The organism is Streptomyces sp. D2-8, from assembly GCF_023184515.1.
Taxonomy (GTDB): Bacteria; Actinomycetota; Actinomycetes; order Streptomycetales; family Streptomycetaceae; genus Streptomyces.
In genome coordinates this window covers 894806-908080 of the sequence record NZ_JAAHBP010000003.1, presented here as the reverse complement: position 1 = coordinate 908080, position 13275 = coordinate 894806, and the positions used below count along the sequence as shown (strand labels likewise).

General features: G+C 73.8%; 11 protein-coding genes. 6 read left to right on the top strand and 5 right to left on the bottom strand.

Features of this window, described 5'->3' with window-relative positions:
- Positions 1-37 precede the first annotated feature (37 nt).
- Complete coding sequence (locus tag G3I77_RS10500; RefSeq protein ID WP_248502434.1) at positions 38-1696, bottom strand: hypothetical protein; 1659 nt, start codon at positions 1694-1696, stop codon at positions 38-40.
- A gap of 247 nt (positions 1697-1943) precedes the next feature.
- On the opposite strand from G3I77_RS10500, the gene G3I77_RS10495 reads away from it, so the two are divergent.
- From G3I77_RS10495 to tgmB, 3 genes are all read left to right on the top strand, one after another.
- Complete coding sequence (locus G3I77_RS10495; protein WP_248502433.1) at positions 1944-2255, top strand: YkvA family protein; 312 nt, start codon at positions 1944-1946, stop codon at positions 2253-2255.
- A 132-nt stretch (positions 2256-2387) separates the two neighbouring features.
- A complete protein-coding gene (gene tgmA / locus G3I77_RS10490; RefSeq protein ID WP_033312495.1) occupies positions 2388-2579 on the top strand; it encodes a putative ATP-grasp-modified RiPP in 192 nt (63 codons plus the stop codon).
- 16 nt (positions 2580-2595) lie between these two features.
- The gene (tgmB, locus tag G3I77_RS10485; RefSeq protein ID WP_248502432.1) at positions 2596-3579 is read left to right on the top strand and encodes an ATP-grasp ribosomal peptide maturase; all 984 of its coding nucleotides are present in this window, start codon (positions 2596-2598) and stop codon (positions 3577-3579) included.
- A gap of 51 nt (positions 3580-3630) precedes the next feature.
- On the opposite strand, the gene G3I77_RS10480 is transcribed toward tgmB, so the two are convergent.
- The 4 genes from G3I77_RS10480 to G3I77_RS10470 form a co-directional block, all read right to left on the bottom strand.
- A complete protein-coding gene (locus tag G3I77_RS10480; protein WP_248502431.1) occupies positions 3631-3834 on the bottom strand; it encodes a hypothetical protein in 204 nt (67 codons plus the stop codon).
- Positions 3835-3975: 141 nt separating this feature from the next.
- Positions 3976-4107, bottom strand: a complete 132-nt coding sequence (locus G3I77_RS40630; protein ID WP_282572676.1) for a hypothetical protein — start codon at positions 4105-4107, stop codon at positions 3976-3978.
- A gap of 107 nt (positions 4108-4214) precedes the next feature.
- Positions 4215-4466, bottom strand: coding sequence for a DUF5133 domain-containing protein (locus G3I77_RS10475; protein WP_248502430.1), 252 nt, complete (start codon positions 4464-4466; stop codon positions 4215-4217).
- 326 nt (positions 4467-4792) lie between these two features.
- Positions 4793-5650: an aldo/keto reductase gene (locus tag G3I77_RS10470; protein WP_248502429.1), complete on the bottom strand. Its 858-nt coding sequence runs from the start codon at positions 5648-5650 to the stop codon at positions 4793-4795.
- Between the two features lie 264 nt (positions 5651-5914).
- Between G3I77_RS10470 and G3I77_RS10465 the strand changes: the two genes are divergently transcribed.
- The 3 genes from G3I77_RS10465 to G3I77_RS10455 are packed head-to-tail and all read left to right on the top strand — an operon-like array spanning position 5915 to position 13257.
- Positions 5915-7477, top strand: a complete 1563-nt coding sequence (locus G3I77_RS10465) for an acyl-CoA carboxylase subunit beta (RefSeq protein WP_248502427.1) — start codon at positions 5915-5917, stop codon at positions 7475-7477.
- Positions 7478-7537: 60 nt separating this feature from the next.
- Complete coding sequence (locus G3I77_RS10460; protein WP_248502425.1) at positions 7538-9295, top strand: fatty acyl-AMP ligase; 1758 nt, start codon at positions 7538-7540, stop codon at positions 9293-9295.
- A complete protein-coding gene (locus G3I77_RS10455) occupies positions 9292-13257 on the top strand; it encodes a type I polyketide synthase (RefSeq protein WP_248502423.1) in 3966 nt (1321 codons plus the stop codon). The genes G3I77_RS10460 and G3I77_RS10455 overlap by 4 nt, the downstream gene beginning before the upstream one ends.
- Positions 13258-13275: the final 18 nt, after the last annotated feature.

Genomic DNA, 13275 nt, shown 5'->3' with positions numbered 1-13275 from the left:
CCTCGATCCGGTCCGACCGAAGGAAGCCCTCCGGGCCTCACTCCGCCACGCCGCGCGCCTCGGACGCCGGGGTGGCCTCCCACTGTCTGGCGGCGATGGGTGCCAGCACCCGGAAGACCAGCGCGACGAGGGCCAGCAGGGCCGCGCACCCGGCGACTCCGGCAGCGAGCCACGGCGGGGCGAGCGCCAGGTCGACGGCCCGGGACAGGGACGCCGACGGGAAGGAACTCCCGTACGCCTGGGCCCCGGCCAGCACCGTGGGCACCAGCACCGCCCCGGCCAGCACCAGCGCGACGGGGCGCAGCGCGAGCAGCAGCGCCAGCACCGTGCACAGCACCGACAGGCCGAGGGCGAACGCGTGCAGACGCAGGGACGCGTCGCCGCGCTCCAGCGGGAAGTGGGCCACCGCGCACACGGCGAGAGCCAGGGCGGCCAGCCAGCCCGACCAGGGCACGGAACGGGCGAACGGGTCCGTCGCACGCTCGCGCTCCGGAGGTGCGTCGTCGAGTGTGCGGTGGGTCTCGCGGGCCGGGCCCGGGCGTGCCGCGCGGCGCTTGCCCTGGCGGCCGGGCGTCTCGGGCTCACCCGTTCCGCCCTCGGGGCGCGAAGTCGCGTTCGGGCGACGGCCGTTGCGGTCCAGCCGTTCCAGGCCGAGGCGGTCGATCAGCTCGACCAGCTCCCCGACGGACCGGCCGGTGGCGGCCGCGCGGAGTGCCTCCTCGCGGACGTGGGGCTCCTGCGGCTCCTTGTGCAGCAGGGTGACCAGCCGGGTCACCTCCTCCACCGGCCGGTGGGCGGCCGCGGCCCGGATCGCCTCGTCCGCGCACTCGGCGTCGCGCGGGGGCTTCGTCAGCAGCGCGATCAGCCGGGACACGTCCTCCACGGACCGGCTCACCCCGGCGGTGCGGAGCGCGTCCACCCTCGCCTGCGTGTGGTCGGGCGACTCCTCCAGCGAGACGATGAGGTCGACGGCCTCCTCCAGCGGCCGGTCCGCCACGGCGGCGTGCACCAGGTCGCTGACGGCGTCGCCGTACGGTGCGCCGGATGCCGGTCCGGTGCCGGGCCGGAGCTCCACCGGGTTGTCGTCGAGCGACCGGATCACGAACGGCCGCGCGCCCGGCTGGTCGGCGTCGCCCGGCCCGGGCCCGGCGGGCGGCTCGGCCTCGTCCTCACCGCGCGCAGGGGGCTCAGCGCCCTCGTCCGTGCCGTCGGTGTCCACGTGGGCGGTCCGGGTGGGCTCGTCCGCGGGGTCCGCCCGGTCGAGGACGGGAGGGGCGGGCCGCGCCTCGGCGGGATCCAGCCAGTCCTGAACGGGCGGGGCCGGCTGCGCGGCGGCCCGGTCCTGGGCGTGGGCGGCGGACGTGTCCGTCTCGTCCGCGCCGGGGGCCACGGGCCAGGCGGCGCTCCGGTCCGGCTCGGGGGTCGACGGCTGCGTTCCCGCCCCGGCCGCCGGGTGGGAGCCGAGGGCGACGGGCTCGGCGGCCGCCCGGTCGGCCTGGTGGGGACCGGCGACGGCGGGTTCGGAGTGTCCCGCCCGGTACGTCTCGTACGGGCCGGCGTCGGGCTGCGCGCTCGTCTGCTCCACCGGATGCGTGCCGGTGGCGACGGTGGTCTCGGCGGACGGCTGGGCGGACCCGTTCGGCTCGTTGGGTATGGCAGGTTCGTTCGGGCGGGGTGATGAAGAGCAGGTGGTCATACTCGCCTCCATGGGGAAGAGTGCGGCCGCTCCTGCGCCCCCGTCGTCTGACGAGCGACGTTACGCTGACCATTACTAGGCGCCCCCGTCACCCCGTGCCACTCGGGTGAGCCACCGGGATGACCACCCGCACGGGAAAATCCGCCGACTCGCCGACATGTCGGGCCCCAGCCGCAATACAGCCGCCGGAAACGGGAATCCAGCTAAGGACACCCCGTGTCGCGGCATGCCAGGAGGAGGGCAACCCGTGGATACGACCACAAAGGTGATCATCCTGGCCGCGTCTCTCGCGGCCGTCGTCCTCGTCTTCGCCGTCGTCGTCCTCGTGCGGCTGGTCCGCACCCGGCGCGATCTGCGGCGCGCGGGACTCCCCACGGGCCCGCGCTGGGTCTTCTGGGGCGCGGTGCTCTATTTCCTGCTGCCCGTCGACCTGCTGCCCGACCCGGTGTACCTGGACGACATCGGCGTTCTGCTGCTCGCTCTGCGCACTGTCCGCGGCTCCCTCGGCGAACGGGAGCGCAGTACGACACACCGGCCGGACCGGCAACCGGCCCGATGACTACGGAAAGTAAGGAAACCAACCACCCGTTCGATTCGTATAAGTCTCTGGAAGCCGAAAACGGTCGGCGGTCCGGGCGGCTGCGCCCCCGGGCCGCCGCCTGATCGGCGCAGTACCGACGAGGGAGAGACGATGCAACCGTTCGCGCTCAACTACGCGCGCCCGGCAGTGGAGTTGGAAGCTGCCATTCCGTACGTGTACGACGCCGGTCTGCAATTGAACGTGCTCCGCGACGGACGGGTCGCGGCCTCCGACTTCGCCCTGTTGAGAGAGTTCGGCACCACGACGTCCACCGCCGGCTCCAAGACGCACTTCGACGACTGACTACGGGCCGCCGAAGATGACCGTACTGATCCTCACCTGCGAGGAGGACGTCACCGCGGACATGGTGGTCGTGCACCTGAACGCGACGGGGGTTCCGGTGGTCCGGGTCGATCCCGCGGACCTGACCGGTGGTGTCGCGCTGTCGGGGGAGTACGTGCACGGCCGGTTCCGCGGCCATCTGTCCGCCGGGGGGCGGCTGGTGAGCATCGGGGGGCTCCGGTCCGTGTGGGTGCGTCGGCCCGGTATCCCGGCCGCGCGGGCGGCCCAGCCGTCCGCATGGCTGACCGAGGAGGCCGCGCAGGCGCTCTACGGCATGCTGCGGGGCTCGGACGCACGCTGGATGAACCAACCCGATGCGGCGCGCCGGGCCCGGCACAAGCCGTGGCAACTGCGTCTCGCCCAGAGATGCGGCCTGCCCGTGCCCGCGACGCTGATCACGACCTTTCCACGTGCCGCCCGGGAGTTCGCGGAGCGCTACCCGGAGTTGGTGGTCAAGCCGGTGTCGGGCGCGCATCCGCAGGACCCGCCGCGAGCCGTGCCGACCAGCCGGGTCGCCCCGGACACGGACTTCTCCGCCGTCGCGTTCGGGCCGACGCTGCTGCAGCGGCGGATCACCAAGCGGGCCGACATCCGGCTCACCGTCGTGGGCGAGCGGATGCTGGCCGCCCGCAAGGCGACCGCCGAGGACGCGGACTCGGACGAGGTGGACGTGCGGTTCGCCGCGCCCGGCTCGCCGTGGCTCCCCGTCGAGGTGCCGTCCCGCATCGCGCCGGGTGTCCTGTCCTATCTGCGCGAGGCCGAACTGGCGTACGGGGCTTTCGACTTCGTGGAGGACTCCGACGGGACCTGGTGGTTCCTGGAGTGCAACCAGTCGGGGCAGTTCGGGTTCGTCGAGGTGGAGACGGGTCAGCCGATCGCCCGGACCATCGCCGAGTGGCTGGTCCGGCCCATTCCGGTCCAGCCGTCACATGTCAATGGCTCGAACACGACGGTCCGCTGAGTACCGGGCCCGGCGCAGACCGGGCCCGATCCCGGGCCCGCCGCCCGGATTTCACTGCGGGCGCGGGCCGGGGAGCATGCCCGCGCGCTGCCAGCCCGCGCCGGGGGAGTGCGGACGGTCGTAGCCGAGGGACTGTGAGGGCCGCATGACCAGCTCCAGTTCCCTGCTCACACGTTCGGCCTCGCGGCGCACCTGTGTGGGGATGTCACCGCGCTCCGCGATGAGCCGGTCGTAGATGGGGGAATCCTGGAACACCCGTCAACGTGCCTTTCTGCTCGTCGGCCCCGTGCGGGGGCGAGACTGCGAGTGTAGGCGGCGCGGTGTCCCGGAGTGTGAATTCCTTGGGATGACTTGACGCAGACCGGACATGCGTGACAGGCGAACGCCTGGCTTTCCTCAGACTCCCGTGGAACCCGGCCGGACGATCATCAGCACGGTGTCCCGGTGGTCGAGGGCCTGCTCGTCCTTCAGTTGGCCGAGAAGTTCCTCCTGGCGGGGCAGGCGGTTCCGCAAGGTGGTGGGCACCACGCCGTACGCCTACCGCACGGTGCTCCACGGGCGGACGAACGCCTCGGCGGCCCCTTCCTAGAGCCGCCGAGGCGCGGCGCCCGGTCGTGCCGGGCCTCATGAAACTCTCAGCCGACCAGCGTCAGGCCGTTCTCCCCGTCCGCGTCGGCGGCATCGGGCCGTCCCTCGGTGAGCAACAGGACGTCCGCCTTGGCGATGGCGTCGCTGATGTCGGACGTCCCCATCATCACGCACAGCGTGTAGCTGACGTCCTCCAGCTTGCGTGCCGCCGTCGGCACGTGCCTCTCCGACTGAGCGATCCTCAGCGACGCGTACCGCGTCAGCAACTCCCTGACGATCTTCCGGTCCGGTACAAGCACGTAGCGCCCCTCTCTGTTTTCGCTGCGTATGCCCGAACCACGCGGAAACATTCACACGCTTTTCTCACCTGGGGCGTATTTGACGAGAACTGATCGGATGTGACCGGTCTTAGGTCAACTGACCGCTGTGCAGTGCCGTGTAGGCCCCGCCCCGGCCCAGGAGCTCCTCGTGCGTGCCGTGCTCCCCGACCAGGGTGTCGAGCCCCCCTCGGGAGGCAGTCGACGAACTCCAACGCGTTGGCGTCCCGCAGCGCCGCCCGTACCGTGCTCGTCGGCAGCAGGAGACCCGGGGCGGCGTGCGGCCGTCCCCGGGTCTCGTGGTCTTCTCAGGCGGCGTCCAGCTCCGCCAGTTCCCCGGCCGTCAGGGCGAGGTCGGTGGCGGCGAGCGAGTCGCGGATGGTCTCGGGCCGGCTCGCGCCCGGGATCGGGACGACCACCGGCGACTTGGCGAGCATCCAGGCCAGGCACACGCGCTGCGGGCTCACGCCGTGTGCCTCGGCGATGCGGGCGAAGGGGGCGTGCCCGGAACCGAGTTCACCGGCCTTCGAGATCCCTCCGAGGGGGCTCCAGGGCAGGAACGCGATACCGAGCTCGTCACACAGGCGCAGTTCCGGCTCGCTGGAGCGGAAGGCCGGGGAGAACTGGTTCTGCACGGAGACCAGACGCCCTCCGAGGATCTCGCCGGCCTGCCGGATCTGCTCCGGGTTCGCGTTCGAGATGCCGGCCATGCGGATCTTGCCCGCGTCCAGCAGGTCCCGGATCGCGCCGACGGACTCGGCGTAGGGGACGCGCGGGTCGGGGCGGTGGAACTGGTAGAGGCCGATGGCCTCGACGCCGAGCCGGCGCAGGGACTCCTCGCAGGCCGCCTTGAGGTGGCCGGGGCTGCCGTCGAGCGTCCAGCTGCCGTCGCCGGGGCGGAGGTGGCCGCCCTTGGTGGCGACCAGGACGTCACCGCCGCGGTCGTGGGAAGCCAGGGCCTTGGCTATCAGGGACTCGTTGTGACCGACCTCGTCGGCGTCGCGGTGGTAGGCGTCCGCGGTGTCGATCAGGGTCACACCGGCGTCGAGGGCGGCGTGGAGGGTGGCGAGGGAGCGTTCCTCGTCCGGTCGTCCCTCGATGGACATGGGCATCGCGCCCAGGCCGATCGCGCTGACCTCGACGTCACCGATGCGGCGGGTGTGCATGGGTCGTGACCTCTTCCGGCTGTCGGGCGATGGTGCACTCCAGCCTGGACGGCGCGCGGCCGGGGGTCCAATAGAAGAAGGAGAACGCATTCAGCACTCGGGCCACTGAATCGTGCCCGTGCACTCGAAGGCCCCTTGTCACACCTGGATGAAACCCCGCGCCGGAGGACTCAATTCCCCCACACAGACCGGCGATCTGTACGGCACTCCCCCACCTCGCTGCCATATTCGAGGACCACTTCGGAGGTGGTTGTGAGCACAGAGGTGACAGCATCCGGTCCGGGGGAGACCGCCACGCACCCGCCCGGGAGCACCACGGAGCGCGTCGCTGGCCTGGAGCACCGCCGGGAGCGGGCGGTGGCCCCGGGCGGGCCGCGCAGACGCGGGGAGTTCTCGGCCCGGGAGCGGATCGAACGGCTCGTGGACAAGGACTCCTTCACCGAGACCGGCCTGTTCGTCCGGGCCCGGCCCGCCGGGCACGACGCCCGCCGTCCCTACGGCGACGGCGTGGTCACCGGGTACGGCACGGTCGACGGCCGCCCGGTGTGCGTGTTCGCGCAGGACTCCACGGTCTTCGGCGGCAGCATGGGCGAGGCCTTCGGTGAGAAGACCGTCGCCCTGATGGAGCTGGCCCTGAAGACGGGCTGCCCGGTGATCGGCCTGAACGACTCCGGCGGGGCCCGGATCCAGGAGGGTGTCGCCGCCCTCGCCCTCTACGCCGAACTGGTCCGGCGCAACGTCAAGGCGTCCGGGGTGATCCCGCAGCTCTCCGTCGTCCTGGGCCCGTGCGCGGGCGGCGCCGCGTACTCGCCGGCGATCACCGACTTCACGGTGATGGTGGACGGCGCCTCGCACATGTTCGTCACCGGCCCCGACGTCATCGAGACGGTCACCGGCGAGCGCACCACCGCCGAGGAGCTGGGCGGCGCCCGCACCAGCAACACCGTCAACGGCAACGCCCACTTCCTGGCCGCCGACGAGGAGGACGCTCTCGACACCGTGCGCGACCTGCTGTCGTACCTGCCGGCCAACAACCTGGAACGGCCCCCGGAGTACGCCCCCGGCCACGCCCCGTCCGGGGCCGGGCTCGACGAGGTCGTCCCGGACCGGCTCGGCGAGGCCTACGACATGCGGGACATCCTGCACGCGGTCGTCGACGACGGTGAACTGCTGCCGGTGCAGGAGCTGTTCGCGCCGAACATCATCTGCGCCCTGGCCCGCGTCGAGGGCCGCTCGGTGGGCGTCGTCGCCAACCAGCCGCTGCACGCCGCCGGGGTCCTGGACATCGACGCGTCCGAGAAGGCAGCGCGGTTCGTGCGGTTCTGCGACGCGTTCGGCATCCCGCTGCTGACCTTCGCCGACGTGCCCGGATATCTGTCCGGGGTGCGGCAGGAGCAGGCCGGGATCATCCGGCGCGGCGCGAAACTGCTGTACGCCTACGCCGAGGCGACCGTCCCCAAGGTCACGGTCGTGGTGCGCAAGGCGTACGGCGGCGGATACGCGGTGATGGGCTCCAAGCACCTGGGCGCCGACGTCAACCTCGCCTGGCCCACCGCCCGGATCGCCGTCATGGGCGCCGAGGGGGCCGTGGGCGTCCTGCACCGGCGCGAACTCGCCGCGTCCGGCGACCCGGAGGCGCTGCGCGCCCGTCTCCTCTCCGCGTACGAACACACCCACGGCACCCCGTACCTCGCCGCCGAGCGCGGCTATGTCGACGCCGTCATCGCGCCGCGCGAGACCCGGGAGCAGATCTGCCGCGCCCTGCGGGCGCTGCGCGGCAAACGCGCCCCGATGCCGGAACGCCGGCACGGCAACATCCCCCTCTAGCCGCCCCCTCCCCCTTTTTACGAACCGTAGGCCGATCCGCGCCGTGAGGAGCCCCGCCTGATGGACAGCCGCCGCCCCCCGCTCGCGCCCGCGTGTCCCACCCTGCCGGAGTACGTACGGCACTGGGCCGAAACCACCCCCGACCGCCGGGCCTTCACCTTCGTCGAGCACCCGGCACAGCACTCGCGCGGCGTGCACCGCACCCTGACCTGGCGCCGCCTGGACGTGCGGGTGCGGGCACTCGCCGCACGCCTCGCGGACGGGACGGGCCCCGGGGACCGGGTCGCGCTGCTGTGCCCTCAGGGCACGGAGTACGTGACGGCCTTCCTCGCGGCGCTGACCGCCGGACTGGTCGCCGTCCCGCTGTACACGCCAGGCCTGCCCGGGCACGCCGACCGGCTCGCGGGCGTCCTGGCCGACGCGCGTCCCACGGTGGTGGTGACCACGAGCCGGGCCCGGGACGAGGTGCGGGACTTCCTGGGGCCAGGCGGGCCGCGGATCGTCGTCGCGGACGAGGTGCCCGACGACGAGGGCCGGGACTTGCAACCGGTCGCCCCGGACGCCGGGGCGACCGCCTACCTCCAGTACACGTCCGGTTCGACCCGTGCCCCGGCCGGCGTGGAGATCAGCCACGGCAACGTCGTCGCAAACGCCCGCCAGGCACTGGCCGCCTACGGCCTCGACACCCGCCCGCTGACCTGCGTGGGCTGGCTGCCGCTCTACCACGACATGGGGCTGGTGCTCAGCGTCGCGGCCCCGGTGGCGCGGGGGGCACTGTCGGTGCTGATGGACCCGGCGGCGTTCCTGCACGAGCCGGTGCGCTGGCTGCGGCTGCTCGCCGCGCATCCGAACGCCGTGAGCGCCGCCCCCAACTTCGCCTACGACTACTGCGTCGCGACCGTCACCGCCGACCAGAAGGAGGGGCTGCGGCTGGACAAGGTGACCGCGCTGATCAACGGCAGTGAGCCGGTCCGCCCGGGCACGGCCGACCGATTCCACGCCGCGTTCGCGGGCCAGGGCCTGGCGCCCGGGACACACTGCCCGTCGTACGGGCTGGCCGAGGCCACGGTGTTCGTGTGCGCGGCCCGGCCGGGTGAGCCGCTCAGCCGGTTCGCGCTCGATCGCGACGCCCTGGCGGCCGGAAAGGCCCTGCCCGCCCGGCCCGACGACCCGAGGGCGGTGCTGCTGGCGGGGTGCGGCACTCCGGCGGGTCAGCGGGTGCGGGTCGCCGACCCGGTGTCACGGGCCCTGCTGTCGGAGGGGGAGGTCGGGGAGATCTGGGTGCAGGGGCCGAACGTGGGCCGCGGCTACTGGAACCGCGACTCGGAGGAGGCGTTCGGCGCGGAGTTCGCGGACGCGGCGGCCGGTCCGGGACGCTGGCTGCGCACGGGTGATCTGGGGACAGTGCTGGAGGGGCAGCTGGTCGTCACGGGACGGCTGAAGGACCTGATCATCGTCGACGGGCGCAACCACTATCCGCAGGACGTCGAGGTGACGGCCCAGGAGGCGCACGAGTCGGTGCGCCGGGACCGGCTCGCCGCCTTCGCCGTGCCGGGTGGCGCCGGTGGCGAGTGTGCGGTCGTCGTGGCGGAGCACGCGCGGACCGCTCGGCTCACCGAGCTGGACGTACCGGCCGTGACGCGTGCCGTGCGCGGTGCCGTCTCCGCCCGGCACGGGCTGCGGCTGGCGGATGTCGTCGTGGTGCCACCGGGCACGGTGCCGCGTACCTCCAGCGGCAAGGTGTCGCGGGCGCTGACGCGCGCCCGGTATCTGGAGGGTGCCTACGGCGGGCCTGCCCGGGCGGGTGCCGCGGGATGAGGCCTGTCGACGAGGCCGCGCTGCGCCGGCTGATCACGGAGCGGGTGGCCGCCTGGAACGGCATGTCCCCGCAGGACGTCCCGATGGACCGGCCGCTCACGGACCTCGGCATGGCCTCGCGCGATGCCGTCGCCCTGGCCGGTGAGCTGTCCCGCGCCACGGGCCGGGAGCTGCCGACGACGCTGCTGTGGGAGGCGCCCACCGGCCAGGCTCTGCTGGCGCGGCTGTGCGGTGCAGGGGGCCCGGGAGCCGAGGTGGCACCGGTGCCACGTGCCGCGGTGCCGGGCGGGACGGCCGAGCCGGTCGCGGTCGTCGGGGTCGGCTGCCGCCTGCCCGGCGGGGTGCACGGCCCGGACGGCTACTGGCGACTGCTCGGCGAGGGCGTCGACGCGATCCGCCGCGTCCCGGAGGACCGCTGGCGCGACTTCACGGCGTTCCCGCCGGCCGACGCGCATCCGTACGGCGGCTATCTCGACGACATCGCCGGTTTCGACGCGGACTTCTTCCGCATCACTCCGCGCGAGGCGGCGGTGATGGACCCCCAGCAGCGGATCCTGCTGGAGGTCGTCCACGAGGCACTCGACCATGCCGCCGTGCCCGCCGGGTCCCTGGCGGGCACGGCCGCCGGTGTGTTCGTCGGCATCTCCGCACCGGAGTACGGGCAGTTGACGGGCGCCGACCCGGCGGCCGTCGACCCCTGGGCTCCGGCCGGGGGCGCCCTCAGCGTCGCCGCCGGACGGCTCGCCTACGTCCTGGACACCCGGGGGCCGAGCCTCGCCGTCGACACGGCCTGCTCCTCCTCGCTGGTCGCCGTGCACCACGCCTGCGTCAGCCTGCGCACGGGCGAGAGCGACACGGCGATCGCGGCCGGGGTCAACCTGCTGTTGTCGCCGGCCGTCACGGTCGCGTTCCGGCGGGCGGGCGCCCTCGCTCCGGACGGGCGGTGCAAGCCGTTCTCGGCGGCGGCGGACGGCATCGGGCGCGGCGAGGGCTGCGCGGCCGTGATCCTCAAGCGGCTGTCCGACGCGGAGCGGGACGGCGACCGTGTGCTGGCCGTCGTCCGCGCCACCGCCGTCAACTCCGACGGCCGCTCGAACGGACTCATGGCGCCCAACCCGGCCGCCCAGCAGGCGTTGCTGGAACGGGCGTACGCGCAGGCCGGGCTCGCCGCGGAGCACGTCGACTACGTGGAGGCGCACGGCACCGGCACCCCGCTGGGCGACCCGATCGAGGCGGGCGCGCTCGGCGCGGTGCTGGGCGCGGGCCGGGACCCCGACCAGCCGCTGCTGCTGGGGTCCGCCAAGGGCAACCTCGGCCATCTGGAGTCCGCTGCGGGCATCGCGGGCCTGGTGAAGACCGTGCTGGCCCTGCACCACGACGGCATTCCGCCGTCCCTGCACTGCGAGCGGGGCAGTTCTCTCACCGATCCCCGGCTGCGGGTGGTGACCGAGCCCGAGCCCTGGCCCCGCTACGGCGGCACCGCCCTCGCGGGGGTCTCCGGGTTCGGCTTCGGCGGCACCAACGCCCATGTGGTGCTGGAGGAAGCACCGCCCGGCCTGGTCCCGGTGCGACCGGCCGAGGAACCGGCCGTGCGCCTGCACCTGCTCTCCGACCTCGACACCGAGCGCCTCCGTGACACGGCGGGCAGGCTCGCCGGCCGGCTGCGCGACAGCCCCGCGCACCCCGCCGACGTGGCCCGGACCCTGGCCGGGCGCACGGGCCGAGGTCCCGTGCGTGCCGCTGTGGTCGCCCCCGACCGGGCCGAACTGGCCGACGCGCTGGACGGGTTGGCGTCCGGGCGCCCGGACGCACGGGTGACGACCGGTGACCGCGACCGCGTGGGGCGCGGCACGGTGTGGGTCTTCTCCGGCTACGGCAGCCAGTGGCCCGGTATGGGGCGCCGGCTGCTGGCCGAGGAACCCGCGTTCGCCGCCGCCGTCGAGAAGCTCGACCCGCAACTCGCCCCGGAGTGCGGCCTGTCCCTGTACGACCACCTGGCCTCCGGTGACGGTCTCGACCGGCTGGAGGTCGCCCAACCGGTGCTTTTCGGCCTTCAGTTGGCGCTCGCCGAGCTGTGGCGTTCCTACGGCGTCGAGCCCGCCGCAGTGATCGGCCACTCCATGGGCGAGGTGGCGGCGGCCGTGTGTGCGGGCGCGCTGGACGTGGCGGACGGGGCGCGTGTCCTCGCCGTACGGGCCCGGCTGCTGAGCGGGCTGCGGGGCGGCGCGATGGCCGTGGTGGACCTGGACGACGCCGAACTGGGCTGGCTGGAGAGGGACTTCCCGGAGGTGCATGTCGCCGTGCACTCCTCTCCCCGGCAGAAGGTCGTCACGGGTGAGGAGGCGGCGGTGACCGGGCTCGTGCGCCGGCTGGAGGGGCAGGGCCGGGCTGCGAGGGCCATGCGGGTCGTCGGCGCCGGGCACTCGCCGCAGGTGGACGGGCTGTTGCCGGAGCTGGTGAACGCCCTGTCCGGCATCCGGGGACGGCGGCCGCGGGTCCCGGTCTACTCCACGGTCCTCGACGATCCGCGCGGAGACTGCCTCTTCGACGCCGCGCACTGGGCGGCCAACCTGCGCAGGCCCGTACGGCTGGACCGGGCGCTCGCGTCGGCCGCGGCCGACGGCCGCACGGCCTTCGTCGAGATCTCCCCCCACCCGGTGCTGACGGGAGCCGTCGCCGACACCGTGCCCGGCGCCCTCGCCCTGGCCACGCTGCGCCGGGACGCCGACGGGTCGGAGGCGTTCTCCGGGCAGCTGGGCGCCCTGTACGCCGCGGGACAGCGACTGCCGGTGCCGCCGGGGCGGGTCATCGACCTGCCGCTGCCCCGGTGGCGGCACGTACGGCACTGGTGGACGGACGGACGGGCGCGCACCGAGCCCGAGCCGGAGCGACCCCGCACCGAGGTGCCGGAACCCTCTTCGGTCCTGGCCCGCCTGACCCACCACATAGCCGCCGTCACCGGCCACTCCCCCGCCCGTATCATCCCGGGCACCGCGTGGGCCGACCTGGGACTGGACTCGCTGATGGCCGTCCGCGTCCGCACGGCGGTGGAGCGCGAGTTCGGCATCGAACTGCCCCTGCGCGACCTGTTCACCGCCGTCACCGTCGAGGACGCCGCCCTCCGCATCCAGCGGGCCCTGCCCCGCGACGACTCCCCGGTGCGGCCACTGCGCGCCACCGGCTCGCGGCCCCCGCTGTTCCTCGTCCACGCCGCGGGCGGCCCGGTCGGCGTCTACCGGACGCTCACCGAACGCCTCGGCGACGACCAGCCGGTGTACGGACTGGAGCGGATCGAGGAGGCCCGGACCGTGCCCGAGAAGGCGCGGCGCTACGCCGAGGCGATCAACGCCGTCCACCCCGACGGGCCCTGTGTGCTGGGCGGTTGGTCCTTCGGCGGCTTCGTCGCCCAGGAGACCGCACGGCACCTGACCGCCGCCGGGCGGGAGGTACGGCTGGTCGTGCTCATCGACTCCGTACGGCCTCTCCCGCGCCCGGGACTGACGCGGGCGGACCGGATCCGGGCGCACTTCGAGGGCTTCGCCCGCCACGTCGCCGACGCCTACGGCGTGCGGCTGGAGCTGCCGTACGACGAGCTCGTGGCCATGGACGACGACACGGCCCGGATCGACACCGTGCTGCGGGCCCTGCGCGAGGCCGCCGACGTGCCGCCCGCGGCACTGGAGCACCAGCGCGCCTCCTACCTGGACATGGGCATCGGCGAGTCGCACCGGCCCGGCGGCTACGCCGGGCCGGTGGTCCTCTACCGGGCCACCGAACCCGCACCGCACACCGTGCGCGACCCGGCCTACGAGCGGGACGACCCGGCGCTGGGCTGGGACGAGGTGTGCCCACGTCTTCAGGTGGTGCCGGTGCCCGGTCACCATCTGTCGCTGCTCGATCCGCCGCACGTCGACGAGATCGCCACCCATCTGAGCCGCCTGCTCGCCGAGCCGGCCCCCTGACCTTGGAACCCGAGGAGC